This is a genomic window from Pseudomonas sp. LG1D9 (assembly GCF_002949995.1).
GTDB classification, from domain to species: Bacteria; Pseudomonadota; Gammaproteobacteria; order Pseudomonadales; family Pseudomonadaceae; genus Aquipseudomonas; species Aquipseudomonas proteolytica.
This window is the reverse complement of record NZ_CP026881.1, coordinates 1,199,197-1,212,358: the sequence shown is the minus strand read 5'-3', so window position 1 is coordinate 1,212,358 and position 13,162 is coordinate 1,199,197. Positions and strand designations below refer to the sequence as shown.

The following is a 13,162-nucleotide window of genomic DNA, read 5'->3' as shown; positions in this document are numbered from 1 at the left end:
GCATGGGCGACCTTCTGGGGCGGCCGGCAAATTGAGAGGCCGATGCTAGCAGTGTCGTCGATGGAAGTAACACCTGAAAATGCGCCAAGGTTTCACTGAATGTTTATCCAGTGCACGTTGCGCTGGCCCCGGGCGGCGTCCAGCGCCTAGACTTTGTCGGTCTTCAGCACAGGAATAGCCCGTGACCTCGATCTTCTGGTACGACTATGAAACCACCGGCATCAACCCACGCAGCGACCGCCCGCTGCAGGTCGCCGGGATTCGCACCGACCTTGACCTCAATGAGATCGGGCCGCCGGTCAACCTCTATTGCCAGCCCAGCGACGATATCCTGCCGCACCCCGCGGCGTGCATGATCACGGGCATTACCCCCGGCCAACTGGCGGAAAAAGGCCTGGCCGAAGCCGACTTCATGACGCGCGTGCATGCCGAACTGGCGGCCCCCGGCACCTGCGGCGCGGGCTATAACACCCTGCGCTTCGACGATGAAATGACCCGCTACAGTCTGTATCGCAATTTCTTCGACCCCTATGCGCGGGAATGGCAGGGCGGCAACAGCCGTTGGGATTTGATCGACGTGCTGCGCACGGCCTATGCCCTGCGGCCCGATGGCATCGTCTGGCCCGAGCAGGACGGGCGCGTGACCCTCAAGCTGGAGCGCCTGACGGCGGCCAATGGGATCGACCATGGCCAGGCCCACGAGGCATTGGCCGACGTACGTGCCACCATCGCATTGGCGCGCCTGGTCCGGGAAAAACAACCGAAGTTGTACGATTGGCTGTTTCAACTGCGCAGCAAGCAGCGGGTCATGGATCAAATCCGCCTGTTGCAGCCCATGGTGCATATTTCCGGGCGTTTTTCCGCCGAGCGCCATTACCTGGGGGTGGTCCTGCCGTTGGCGTGGCATCCGCGCAATCGCAACGCGTTGATCGTCTGTGACCTGGGGCTCGACCCACAGGGATTGCTGGACCTGGATGCCGAAACACTGCGCCAGCGTCTGTACACCCGGCGCGATGAGTTGGCTGAAGGCGAGTTGCCGGTGCCGCTCAAATTAGTCCACATCAACCGCTGCCCGGTGGTCGCACCGCTGAGTGTGTTGCGGGCGCAAGACCAGCAGCGTTTGAATCTGGACATGGGTGAATATCAGGCCCGGGCGCTGCGGCTAACTGACGCACAGGAACTTTGGCGGGATAAATTGCCGGCGATTTATGCCGAAGAAGATTTCGCCGCAACCGCCGATCCGGAACAACAGCTCTACGATGGTTTTATTGGCGATCGTGATCGGCGTTTATGTGAACAAGTCCGGGCTGCTGAACCTGCGCAACTAGCACGCCAGCAGTGGCCTTTTGATGATCATCGTTTGCCGGAATTATTGTTTCGCTATCGTGCCCGTAACTTTGCGTACACCTTGGATGACGAAGAGCAACAACGCTGGAAACTATTCTGTCAGCAACGCTTGTCAGACGCGGATTACGGTGCACCCAATACCCTGGAGAGTTTTAATATGGCCAGGCTTGAATTGGACGTTAGTGCTACAACGTTTCAGCGTCAGGTACTGGATGAATGGCAGCAATATGCTGATGCTTTACGTCAGCGCCTGAGCCTGTAATCAGCGCTTGATAAACAGCGGGCAATAAAAAACGCCAGCAAGCTGGCGTTTTTTATTGTGTCGCGAATCAGGTGACGACCCAGCGAGCCTTAGCCCAGCAGGGTGGCCCAGCCTTCAACCACGTCACCGCCCCACTTGGCTTTCCACTCTTTCAGAGTCTTGTGATTGCCACCTTTGGTTTCAATCACTTCACCGTTGTGCGGGTTTTTGTATTGCTTGACCTTACGGGCGCGCTTGGTGCCGGTAACTTTTACTGCGCCGCGAGGTGCTTTAACTTTCGATTCCGGATCCAGCAGCGCGATGATGTCACGCAGGGATTTGGAGTATTCACCCATCAGGGTGCGCAATTTGCCTTCGAATTCCAGCTCGGTTTGCAGTTTGTCGTCTTGGGACAGATTCTTCAAACGGGCTTGCAGCTCTTTGATAGCTTCTTCGGTGGCACGGTATTCGTTGATCAGGGACATGTGGACTACCTTATGCGGGGCGCTGAGGGACAGGGATAGTGGCCTAATAATAGTCAGACAGTTTCCCCAAGTAAACATTTAAGCTCTGTTTTATGTAATTTACTTTGAACGTTTGTAGTCAGAGACGCTGAGTGCATTATTTAGTGCGCTCGACCGGCTAAAGATATTCTCATTAGATCTTGGCTTATTGCGGTAACAGATGCTTGTGTTGACATAGTGCTGGGGTAAAAACCGTACGCTGTTTAGGGATACCGCCAGCAATCGCTCGAATAAGCGTTGAGGAATACTGCAGTTTTTCTACGGTATCGCTAGAATGGCGGCCTTTGCGAAGTTCTGGAGTTTGCCCCTAATGCGCACTTTTCGTCTGGTGATTGCCTGCCCGGATCGGGTTGGTATCGTCGCTAAAGTCAGTAACTTTCTGGCCTCCCACAACGGCTGGATCACCGAAGCGAGTCATCACTCGGACAATCTCAGTGGTTGGTTTTTCATGCGTCACGAAATTCGTGCCGACACGCTGCCCTTTGGTCTTGAGGCATTTCGCGAGGCGTTTGCGCCCATCGCCGAAGAGTTTTCGATGACATGGCGCATTACCGACACCGAGCAGAAAAAACGTGTGGTGCTGATGGCCAGCCGCGAGTCCCATTGCCTGGCGGACTTGCTGCACCGCTGGCACAGCGATGAGCTGGACTGTGAAATCGCCTGCGTGATTTCCAACCACGACGACCTGCGCAGCATGGTTGAGTGGCACGGTATTCCTTACTACCACGTGCCGGTCGACTCGCAGAACAAACAGCCGGCCTTCACCGAAGTCTCGCGCCTGGTCGAGCAGCATCAAGCGGACGTCGTGGTACTGGCGCGCTACATGCAGATCCTGCCGCCGGAACTGTGCCGCGAATATGCAGGCAAGGTGATCAACATTCACCACAGCTTCCTGCCGTCGTTTGTCGGCGCCAAGCCGTATCACCAAGCCTCCCTGCGCGGCGTGAAGCTGATCGGCGCAACGTGCCACTATGTCACCGAGGAGCTGGACGCCGGTCCTATCATCGAACAGGACGTAGTCCGCGTCAGCCACAGCGACAGTATTGAAGACATGGTGCGCTTCGGCCGCGACGTCGAGAAGATGGTCCTGGCCCGCGGCCTGCGCTATCACCTGGAAGACCGCGTGCTGGTACACGGCAACAAGACCGTGGTGTTCTGACCGACTGTTTTTAGTTGAAGCAAAAAGGGCCTGGGCGTTAAATCACCCAGGCCCTTTTTATTTGTGTCAGCGATGAGGATCCAACGATGAGTGATCCCCTGGATAAAGCCACGTCCAAGGCGCCCGCTACCTTGGGCGAAGGGTGTTTGAGCCGCTATGACCCGGATGACTTGGATGCCGAGGACGGCACGGATTTTCCCGGCGCCGCCCGGTTGTGGGAGCAGTTGCAGGAAGAGTCAGAGCCGCACGACAAGCCCGGCCCTGACAGAAACAACGCAGGTTGAATGTAGGAGAGGTCTAGCCCCAACTCCTACAGTTGATTTGCGCTGTACTCCGGTTTAGATACGGAAACTCCCCACCAGTTGTTTCAGGCGTGCCGCTTGCTGCTCAAGGTCGGAGCAGGCGCGCAGGGTGGACTGCAGGTTTTCCACGCCTTCCTGGTTGAGCGTATTGATTTCGGTGATATCGATGTTGATCGATTCAACCACCGAGGTCTGCTCCTCGGTCGCGGTAGCCACCGATTGGTTCATACCGTCGATTTCACCGATACGCTGGGTCACGCTGCTCAGGCGTTCACCTGCCAGGTTGGCGATTTCTACGCTGTCGAGGCTATGGCGCTGGCTTTCGCTCATGGTGCTGACCGAGTCCCGAGCGCCGACTTGCAGCTCCTCGATCATCTTTTGCACCTGTTGCGCCGATTCTTGCGTGCGATGGGCCAGGTTGCGCACCTCGTCTGCCACCACCGCAAACCCACGGCCGGCTTCCCCGGCGCGCGCAGCCTCAATGGCGGCGTTGAGCGCCAGCAGGTTGGTTTGCTGGGAAATACTGGTGATCACTTCGAGAATCTGCCCGATATTCACCGTCTTACTGTTGAGCGCCTCGATATTGCTGCTCGAGGCGCTGATCATTTCGGACAGCTGTGTCATGGCCTTGATATTGCGCTCCACCACTTGCTGGCCATCTTCGGCCAGGTGCCGTGCATCGCTGGCCTGGTGCGAGGCCTGGGCGGCGTTACGGGCGATTTCCTGGGCGGCGGCGCCCAACTGGTTGATTGCTGCCGCGACGCTGTTGGTGCGGTTGGCCTGTTCGTCGGAATTGACCATCGACGAGTTGGAGGCGCTGACCACGCGCAGTGCCACTTCATTGACCTGGCCGGTGGCGGAAGACACTTCGCGAATCGAGGTATGAATCCGCTCCACAAAGCGGTTGAAGGCTTTGCCGAGGATGCCGAATTCGTCATGGTTCTGGATAGTCAGGCGGCGCGTCAGGTCGCCTTCGCCATCGGCGATGTCTTCCATGGCGCGGGTCATTACATACAGAGGCTGCATCAGCACGCGGATCAGCATGCCTAGCAGCGCGATGATGATCGCTACGGCTATCACGGTGGCAATGATGGCCGAGGTGCGGAATTCGCTGAGCATGGCGAAGGATTTGTCTTTATCTACCGACAGACCGATATACCAGTTCACCGACGGCAAACCCTTGATCGGAGCGAAGGTGACAATGCGGGTTTTGCCATCAACCTCGATTTCGCTGAAGTCGGCACTGATCTTGATGGCCTGGTTCGGGTACGCCTCGCCCAGGGTCTTCATCACCAGGCTTTTATCCGGGTGTACCAGGATCTTGCCGTCGGCACTGACCAGGAACGCGTAGCCCATGCCGCCGAAGCTCAGCGCGCCGATGTTGTCCACCAGGGTTTGCAGGCTCAGGTCGCCACCGACCACACCGACACTTTGCCCAGCCTTGCTGCTGGGGGTGGCGATGGAAATGATCAACTGGCCGGTGGCCGCATCGATATAAGGTTCGGTCAGGGTCGAGCCGTTGCTGGTCTGGGCACCTTTGTACCAGGGGCGCACGCGGGGATCGAAGCCGTCGGGCATCTTCGCATCGGGGCGAATGGTGAAGCCGCCTTTGCTGTCGCCCAGGTAGGTGGCCATGAACGATGAGGTCAGGGCTTTCTGCTCCAGCAGGCTGGCAACCACGGCCGGCTCGGAGTTGATGGCGATGTTCTGGGCGGCGTTTTCCACCAGGACGATGCGCCCGGCCAGCCAACTCTGGGTATTGCTGGCAGTCACGCTGCCCATTTCATGCAGGTAGCTGTCGAGGTCGTCGCGAATTGCGTTTCGTTGCAGGTAGTCGTTGTACAACGTGAACAACGCAAATGCGGCAATGACGATAAGGGCGGCTGCAAGCAGGATTTTGTGGCTGAAGCGCAGATTTTTATTCATGGCTCGTCGTGTCCGCTAAGGTCTTAGTGTCCGAGGCGCGTCTTTTATGCAGACGCGCAAATGGCAGCATTAAATAAAGTGTGATATTTCCATCTGCTCCTGCAGGAATTATCCGGTCTAACTTTTTTAGACTTTTTGGGTCTCTCGCTTTGTCTGTATCGACCGTGCAGCGCTAAAGATTAACCATGGGTGACAAAATGTCTGACTCCTCGCAACTTCTTATTGGCGCAGATCTCGAAGGTCAGCCCATCGCCCAGGCCATGCGTCTGGCTAATCGCCATGGCTTGATCGCTGGTGCCACCGGCACGGGCAAGACTGTGACGCTGCAGCGGCTGGCGGAGGCGTTCAGTGATGCTGGCGTCGCAGTGTTCGCCGCCGATATCAAGGGTGACCTGTGTGGCCTCGGCGCCGCAGGCAACCCCCAGGGCAAGGTGGCCGAGCGTATTGCCGGTATGCCGTTCCTGAATTACGCGCCTAAGGCTTATCCGGTAACTCTTTGGGATATCCATGGTCAGTCCGGTCATCCGCTTCGTACAACCTTGAGCGAAATGGGCCCATTGCTGCTGGGCAGTCTATTGGAACTGACCGACAGCCAGCAGTCGACGTTGTATGCAGCCTTTAAAGTGGCGGATCGCGAAGGCTTGCTGCTGCTGGACCTCAAGGACCTCAAGGCTCTGCTCAACCACCTCAAGTTCCACCCCGAACTGCTGGGGGATGACGCCGCCCTGATGACCACCGGCTCCAGCCAGGCCTTGCTGCGGCGCTTGGCCGTGCTCGAACAGCAGGGCGCCGAAGCGTTGTTCGGTGAGCCGGCGCTGCAGCTGGAAGATATTTTGCAACCGGCCAGCGATGGGCGAGGGCGCATTCATCTGCTGGACGCCAGCCGCCTGGTGCACGAGTCGCCCAAGGTCTATGCGACGTTCCTGTTGTGGTTGTTGGCGGAGTTGTTCGAGCAGTTGCCGGAGCGCGGGGATGCCGACAAGCCGTTGCTGGCACTGTTTTTCGACGAGGCGCATCTCCTGTTTGCCGATACGCCCAAGGCTTTGCAGGACCGTCTGGAGCAAGTGGTGCGGCTGATTCGTTCGAAAGGGGTGGGTGTGTATTTTGTCACCCAGTCGCCGGGCGATCTGCCGGACAACGTGCTGGCCCAATTGGGTTTGCGTATCCAGCATGGCCTGCGGGCATTCACCACCAAGGAACAGAAATCCCTGCGGGCGGTGGCGGATGGTTTTCGGCCGAACCCGGCATTCGATGCACTGGCGGTGTTGACCGAGCTGGGCACCGGTGAGGCGCTGGTGGGCACGCTGCAGGAAAAAGGCACGCCCGAGGTGGTCCAGCGGGTGCTGGTAGCGCCGCCGCAATCGCGGATCGGGCCATTGACCGCCGCTGAGCGCACGGCCCTGATCGCCAGTTCGTCGCTCTTGGGGCGCTACGACAAGCCGGTCGATCGTGAGTCGGCCTATGAAGTGCTGATGGCGCGCAAGGAACTGGGGCCGGAGGCGAGTGCTGCGCCTGCCGCAGAAGAGCCGAGTTTCACCGACAAGGCCGGGGCGTTCCTGGGAACTACAGCGGGCAAGGCCTTGAAGTCGGCGATGCAGCAGGCTGCCAATCAGATGGGCCGCCAATTGGTGCGCGGGCTGTTGGGTTCTTTGCTGGGCGGTAGCAAGCGTAAGTAGTTCTTACGTAGATGGAATCAACTGTAGGAGCGGGCTTGCCCGCGATGAGGGAGTTTCAGTCGATACCTGTATCGACTGACCTCTCGCAATCGCGAGCAAGCTCGCTCCTACATTAGGTTGTGCCGCTCTCATGTTTTGGGCTTGGCGTGTGCGGCCAACCGCTCCAGCGCCGCGCGCAGCTTCGGATCGGTAATGCCGTCCGCTGTCGCCTGGATGGTTTCGGCGGCATTCACCGACAAATCCATGGTATGCCCCACCGCACCTTGCTGCACGGTTGGAGGCTGGACCTTGAACTGGATGCGCAGCAGGCTCTCAAAGACCTCAAATGCCTGGAGCTGGCGCTGCAAGCGTTTTTGCTGATAGCGCAGGCGGGTGGCCCAATGCCCATCTGTGACAATCAGCAGCAGCGTACCGTCACGCCACGATGCTACATGGCAGTGCTCGCGGGCCGCCGGTTGCAGTTGGCTTTCCAGCAGGCGTTGCAGGTGGCCAAGGCGCTGGGCATGGCCGAAGATGGCTTTTAAAGGCTTGGCTTCGCGCAGCAGCACGGCGGGAGCTCGGGCCGTAAGAGGGCGAAATGCCATGGTCTAGACACCTTAGGTAACAGAGCCGCCATGGTAGCAGAAAGCGTGTGCGGCACTGTGGTCATTGCTTTGTCAGCAGTTTATCCATTAAATCAATAAGTAACTTCTCGCTCCAATGGGTTGAAAGTCAGCAAAAAGCCCTTATTTTAAACAAGCCCTCCCGGAACGCTGTGCCTGCATCGTGGAACAACGCCACTTTCCTCACCCTCGTTTCCGGGTAGAATGCTCGTTCGCATGCGGCCGTGAGGGCTGCTCGGGCGACTTACGGGGCGCCCCTTCATCCCTAATGTGTGGAAGAACCTGCCGATATGTTTGCGCCTTTGTTAAAGAAACTTTTTGGAAGCAAGAATGAGCGCGAAGTCAAACGCATGCTCAAGACGGTGCAGCTGGTCAATGCCTTCGAAGAGCAGATGGTTGCTTTGTCGGACGAGCAATTGCGCGCCAAGACCGAAGAGTTCAAGGCCCGCATAGCCAAAGGTGAAACCCTCGACAAACTGCTGCCCGAAGCCTTTGCGGTCGCCCGCGAAGCCGGTAAGCGTGTAATGGGTATGCGCCACTTCGACGTCCAGTTGATCGGCGGCATGACCTTGCATGAAGGCATGATTGCCGAAATGCGCACCGGTGAAGGCAAGACCCTGGTGGCAACCCTGGGCGTTTACCTCAACGCACTGTCCGGCAAGGGCGTGCACGTTGTGACGGTGAACGACTACCTGGCTCGCCGGGACGCCAACTGGATGCGCCCGCTGTATGAATTTCTCGGCCTGACCGTCGGCGTGGTAACGCCGTTCCAGCCGCCGGAAGAGAAGCGTGCCGCCTACGCCGCCGACATCACCTACGGCACCAACAACGAATTCGGTTTCGACTACCTGCGCGACAACATGGCGTTCAGCATGGAAGAAAAATTCCAGCGTGAACTCAACTTTGCCGTGATCGACGAAGTCGACTCCATTCTCATCGACGAAGCCCGTACCCCGCTGATCATCTCCGGCCAGGCCGAGGACAGCTCGCGCCTGTACACCGAAATCAACAAGCTGATCCCGCGCCTTGAGCAACATATCGAGGAAGTGGAAGGCGTCGTGACTAAAGAAGGTCATTACTCCATCGACGAGAAGACCCGCCAGGTCGAGCTCAACGAAGCCGGTCACCAGTTCGTCGAAGAGATGCTGACCCAGATCGGCCTGCTGGCTGAAGGCGAAAGCCTGTACTCGGCACACAACCTGGGCCTGTTGACCCACGTGTATGCCGGTCTGCGCGCCCACAAGCTGTTCCATCGCAACGTCGAATACATTGTCCAGGACGGCCAGGTCGTGCTGGTCGACGAACACACCGGCCGTACCATGCCCGGTCGTCGTTTGTCCGAAGGCCTGCACCAGGCCATCGAAGCCAAGGAAGTGCTCAACATCCAGGCCGAGAGCCAGACGCTGGCCTCGACCACCTTCCAGAACTACTTCCGCCTGTACAACAAGCTGTCCGGCATGACCGGTACTGCTGACACCGAAGCGTTCGAATTCCACCAGATCTACGGTCTGTCGGTGATGGTCATCCCGCCGAACAAGCCACTGGCGCGTAAAGACTACAACGACCTGGTGTTCCTGACCGCCGACGAGAAATACGCTGCAATCGTTGCCGACATCAAGGAATGCATGGCCCAAGGCCGTCCGGTCCTGGTGGGTACTGCAACCATCGAAACCTCCGAGCACATGTCGAACCTGCTCAACAAGGAAGGTATCGAGCACAAGGTCCTCAACGCCAAGTTCCACGAAAAAGAAGCCGAGATCATTGCCCAGGCCGGTCGCCCAGGCGCACTGACCATCGCTACCAACATGGCCGGTCGTGGTACCGACATCCTGTTGGGCGGCAACTGGGAAGTGGAAGTGGCATCCCTGGACAACCCGACGCCTGAGCAGATCGCCCAGATCAAGGCCGACTGGCAGAAGCGCCACCAGGCGGTGCTGGAATCCGGTGGTTTGCAGGTGATCGCGTCCGAGCGTCACGAATCGCGCCGTATCGACAACCAGCTGCGTGGCCGTGCCGGTCGCCAGGGCGACGCCGGTTCCAGCCGTTTCTACCTGTCCCTGGAAGACAGCCTGATGCGCATCTTCGCCTCTGACCGGGTGAAGAACTTCATGAAGGCCCTGGGCATGCAGTCTGGCGAAGCGATCGAGCATCGCATGGTGACCAACGCCATCGAAAAGGCCCAGCGCAAGGTCGAAGGCCGCAACTTCGATATTCGTAAGCAACTGCTGGAGTTCGATGACGTCAACAACGAACAGCGTAAAGTGATTTATCACATGCGTAACACGTTGCTGGCCGCCGACAACATTGGCGAAACCATTGCCGACTTCCGCCAGGACGTGCTCAACGCCACCGTCAGCGCCCATATCCCGCCACAGTCGCTGCCTGAGCAGTGGGATGTTGCAGGCCTGGAAGCTGCGTTGAAGAGCGACTTCGGTGTCGACCTGCCGGTCCAGCAATGGCTCGACGAAGACGATCACCTGTACGAAGAAACCCTGCGCGAAAAACTGATGGCCGAACTGCTGGCCGCGTACAACGAGAAAGAAGAGCAAGCCAGTGCCGAAGCACTGCGCACTTTCGAGAAGCAAATCGTTCTGCGTGTGCTGGACGACCTGTGGAAAGACCACCTGTCGACCATGGACCACCTGCGCCACGGTATCCACCTGCGTGGCTACGCCCAGAAGAACCCGAAGCAGGAGTACAAGCGCGAGTCGTTCACGCTGTTCTCCGAGTTGCTGGATTCGATCAAGCGCGATTCGATTCGTGTGTTGTCCCACGTTCAGGTGCGTCGCGAAGACCCGATCGAAGAAGAAGCCCGCCTGCGCCAGGAAGCCGAAGCCCTGGCCGCGCGCATGCAGTTCCAGCATGACGAAGCGCCGGGCCTTGAGTCGCCGGAAGTGTTGGGTGAAGAGGTCGATGTGGCCCTGGCCCAGGCTCCTGTGCGCAACGAGCAGAAGCTGGGTCGCAACGAGCCATGCTGGTGCGGTTCGGGCAAGAAGTTCAAACACTGCCATGGCGAAATCAACTAAGATTTTTGCCTGACGCTGCAATACCCCGCGCCGCGACCGGCATCAGCCGTCGCGGCGTTTTGCCATTTATTCACCGTCGACGACGACGGTGCAGACATCACATCGTTAAGGAGCGCATTCATGGCTGTTGGTCTTGGTCCTTTGCCCACGTTGCACCCGGTTGCCGGTTTTGAACTCGGTATCGCTTCGGCCGGTATCAAGCGCCCCGGGCGCAAGGACGTGGTAGTGATGCGCTGTGCCGAAGGCTCGACCATCGCTGGCGTGTTCACCCTGAACGCGTTTTGCGCAGCCCCCGTGATTCTCGCCAAGCAACGTGTCGAAGGCCCGGTGCGCTACTTGCTGACCAACACCGGCAATGCCAACGCCGGTACCGGCGAGCCTGGCCTGGCTGCGGCTGCGCGCACTTGCGCCAAGCTGGCGGAGTTGACCGGGGTGGACGCCAGCCAGGTGCTGCCGTACTCCACCGGGGTGATCGGCGAGCCGTTGCCCGTGGAAAAAATCGAAGGCGCCCTGCAGGCCGCGCTGGACGACCTGTCGGTGGATAACTGGGCGGCCGCGGCCACCGGGATCATGACCACCGACACTCTGCCCAAGGGCGCCAGCCGCCAATTCGTGCATGAAGGCGTGACTGTCACCGTGACCGGCATCAGCAAAGGTGCGGGCATGATCCGCCCGAACATGGCGACCATGCTCGGCTACATCGCCACTGACGCCAAAGTCTCCCGCGATGTGCTGCAGAACCTGATGCTCGATGGCGCCAACAAGTCGTTCAACCGCATCACCATCGACGGCGACACTTCGACCAACGACTGCTGCATGTTGATTGCCACCGGTAAAGCCAACCTGCCGGAAATCACCTCCTCCAACGGCCCGCTGTTCGCGGCGTTGAAGCAGGCGGTATTTGAAGTGTGCATGGAAGTGGCCCAGGCCATCGTGCGTGATGGCGAAGGCGCGACCAAGTTCGTCACCGTTGAAGTCAATGGCGGCGGCAATCACCAGGAGTGCCTGGATGTCGGCTACACCGTGGCCCACTCGCCGCTGATCAAGACCGCGCTGTTTGCCTCCGACCCGAACTGGGGCCGGATCCTCGCAGCGGTGGGTCGTGCCGGCGTGCCGAACCTGGACGTGAGCAAGATCGATGTGTTCCTCGGCGATGTGTGCATCGCCAGCCGTGGCGCCCGTGCCGAAACCTACACCGAAGCCCAGGGCTCGGCGGTGATGCAGCAGGAAGAAATCACCATCCGCATCGAACTGGGGCGCGGTGAGTGCAGCGAAACCATCTGGACCACCGACCTGTCCCACGAATACGTGAAAATCAACGCCGAATACCGCACTTGATACCTGCCCGGGGCATTGGCAATGCCCCGGCAGACGCCGGCTTAGAGGACGTAATACCGTGAAACGAGTTCATGTAGCAGCCGCAGTTATTCGCGGTATCGATGGCCGGATTTTGCTGGCGCGTCGTGCAGATACCCAGCACCAGGGCGGCCTCTGGGAATTTCCCGGAGGCAAGGTGGAGGCCGATGAATCGGTTTTCACCGCACTGGGCCGAGAGCTGCAGGAGGAACTGGGTATCCAGGTCACCACGGCGCGGCCGTTGATCCAGGTGCAGCATGATTACCCGGACAAGCAGGTGTTGCTGGATGTCTGGGAGGTCTCGGCGTTTACCGGCGAGCCCCATGGCGCAGAAGGGCAACCCCTCGAATGGGTGGCGCCACGGGACTTGCAGAACTACGAGTTTCCAGCTGCCAACGCGCCAATCGTCGCTGCCGCGCGCTTGCCCGCTGACTACCTGATCACCCCAGGTGAACTGGAAACCCCAGTGTTGTTGCGCGGTATTCAGAAGGCCATTGCCGGTGGCATCAAGCTGATCCAATTGCGCGCACCCAATGGCTATGACCCCAAGTACCGCGACCTGGCGGTGGATGCCGTGGGGTTGTGTGCCGGCAAGGCACAGTTGATGCTCAAGGGGCCGTTTGAATGGCTCGGTGATTTCCCGGCGGCGGGCTGGCACATGACTTCGGCGCAACTGCGCAAATACGCCAGCAAAGGCCGGCCATTGCCCAAGGATCGCTGGTTGGCGGCGTCTTGCCACAATGCCGAGGAGCTGGCATTGGCCGAATTGATGGACGTGGACTTTGTCACTCTGTCGCCGGTGCAGCCGACCCAGACTCATCCTGATGCTCAACCTTTGGGTTGGGAAGAGGCCGGGCAGTTGATCAAGGGCTTCAGCAAGCCTGTGTTTCTGTTGGGTGGGGTTGGGCCTGACGAGCGGGAGAAGGCCTGGCAGAACGGAGCGCAGGGTGTGGCGGGGATTCGGGCGTTCTGGCCTGAGGTTTGAGTCGTCAGTGATGGCCCC

The 13,162-nt window shown here is 59.1% G+C and carries 10 protein-coding genes and 1 pseudogene; 7 read left to right on the top strand and 4 right to left on the bottom strand.

The genetic code is table 11. The features are described from left to right. The first annotated feature begins 181 nt into the window (after window positions 1–181). Window positions 182–1,609, top strand: a complete 1,428-nt coding sequence (sbcB, locus tag C5F71_RS05920) for an exodeoxyribonuclease I (RefSeq protein WP_104910792.1) — start codon at window positions 182–184, stop codon at window positions 1,607–1,609. 89 nt (window positions 1,610–1,698) lie between these two features. Here the strand turns inward: sbcB and mvaT are convergent, their stop codons facing one another. Then, complete coding sequence (gene mvaT / locus C5F71_RS05915) at window positions 1,699–2,073, bottom strand: histone-like nucleoid-structuring protein MvaT (protein ID WP_029295469.1); 375 nt, start codon at window positions 2,071–2,073, stop codon at window positions 1,699–1,701. Between the two features lie 349 nt (window positions 2,074–2,422). Between mvaT and purU the strand changes: the two genes are divergently transcribed. Both purU and C5F71_RS05905 read left to right on the top strand, forming a co-directional pair. Continuing rightward, window positions 2,423–3,271, top strand: coding sequence for a formyltetrahydrofolate deformylase (purU, locus tag C5F71_RS05910; protein ID WP_029295472.1), 849 nt, complete (start codon window positions 2,423–2,425; stop codon window positions 3,269–3,271). Window positions 3,272–3,357: 86 nt separating this feature from the next. Then, window positions 3,358–3,555, top strand: a complete 198-nt coding sequence (locus C5F71_RS05905; protein WP_029295474.1) for a hypothetical protein — start codon at window positions 3,358–3,360, stop codon at window positions 3,553–3,555. A 54-nt stretch (window positions 3,556–3,609) separates the two neighbouring features. On the opposite strand, the gene C5F71_RS29655 is transcribed toward C5F71_RS05905, so the two are convergent. Then, window positions 3,610–4,374 (bottom strand): methyl-accepting chemotaxis protein, encoded by a 765-nt coding sequence (locus tag C5F71_RS29655; protein WP_371923390.1) that lies wholly within the window; start codon window positions 4,372–4,374, stop codon window positions 3,610–3,612. A gap of 141 nt (window positions 4,375–4,515) precedes the next feature. Next, window positions 4,516–5,355, bottom strand: a pseudogene (locus C5F71_RS29650) (cache domain-containing protein); the annotation flags it as partial. A 341-nt stretch (window positions 5,356–5,696) separates the two neighbouring features. Between C5F71_RS29650 and C5F71_RS05895 the strand changes: the two are divergent. Next, window positions 5,697–7,175, top strand: coding sequence for a helicase HerA-like domain-containing protein (locus C5F71_RS05895; protein WP_104912599.1), 1,479 nt, complete (start codon window positions 5,697–5,699; stop codon window positions 7,173–7,175). A gap of 128 nt (window positions 7,176–7,303) precedes the next feature. Here the strand turns inward: C5F71_RS05895 and C5F71_RS05890 are convergent, their stop codons facing one another. After that, entirely contained in the window at window positions 7,304–7,759 is a 456-nt protein-coding gene (locus C5F71_RS05890) for a DUF721 domain-containing protein (protein WP_029295480.1), read from the bottom strand. 308 nt (window positions 7,760–8,067) lie between these two features. Here C5F71_RS05890 and secA point away from each other — a divergent pair, with 308 nt between their 5' ends. From secA to C5F71_RS05875, 3 genes are all read left to right on the top strand, one after another. Then, on the top strand, window positions 8,068–10,803 hold the full coding sequence (gene secA / locus C5F71_RS05885; RefSeq protein ID WP_029295483.1) for a preprotein translocase subunit SecA: 2,736 nt from the start codon (window positions 8,068–8,070) through the stop codon (window positions 10,801–10,803). Window positions 10,804–10,923: 120 nt separating this feature from the next. Next, window positions 10,924–12,141 (top strand): bifunctional glutamate N-acetyltransferase/amino-acid acetyltransferase ArgJ, encoded by a 1,218-nt coding sequence (argJ, locus tag C5F71_RS05880; protein ID WP_029295486.1) that lies wholly within the window; start codon window positions 10,924–10,926, stop codon window positions 12,139–12,141. 58 nt (window positions 12,142–12,199) lie between these two features. Continuing rightward, the gene (locus C5F71_RS05875) at window positions 12,200–13,144 is read left to right on the top strand and encodes a Nudix family hydrolase (protein ID WP_104910791.1); all 945 of its coding nucleotides are present in this window, start codon (window positions 12,200–12,202) and stop codon (window positions 13,142–13,144) included. Window positions 13,145–13,162 lie beyond the last annotated feature (18 nt).

What these genes read in the sequence shown, in the direction of transcription:
- mvaT (WP_029295469.1), bottom strand. Translation starts at nt 2,073, where the DNA reads ATGTCCCTGATCAACGAATACCGTGCCACCGAAGAAGCTATCAAAGAG.
- secA (WP_029295483.1), top strand. Translation starts at nt 8,068, where the DNA reads ATGTTTGCGCCTTTGTTAAAGAAACTTTTTGGAAGCAAGAATGAGCGC.
- C5F71_RS29655 (WP_371923390.1), bottom strand. Translation starts at nt 4,374, where the DNA reads ATGGTCAATTCCGACGAACAGGCCAACCGCACCAACAGCGTCGCGGCA.
- purU (WP_029295472.1), top strand. Translation starts at nt 2,423, where the DNA reads ATGCGCACTTTTCGTCTGGTGATTGCCTGCCCGGATCGGGTTGGTATC.
- C5F71_RS05905 (WP_029295474.1), top strand. Translation starts at nt 3,358, where the DNA reads ATGAGTGATCCCCTGGATAAAGCCACGTCCAAGGCGCCCGCTACCTTG.
- C5F71_RS05895 (WP_104912599.1), top strand. Translation starts at nt 5,697, where the DNA reads ATGTCTGACTCCTCGCAACTTCTTATTGGCGCAGATCTCGAAGGTCAG.
- argJ (WP_029295486.1), top strand. Translation starts at nt 10,924, where the DNA reads ATGGCTGTTGGTCTTGGTCCTTTGCCCACGTTGCACCCGGTTGCCGGT.
- C5F71_RS05890 (WP_029295480.1), bottom strand. Translation starts at nt 7,759, where the DNA reads ATGGCATTTCGCCCTCTTACGGCCCGAGCTCCCGCCGTGCTGCTGCGC.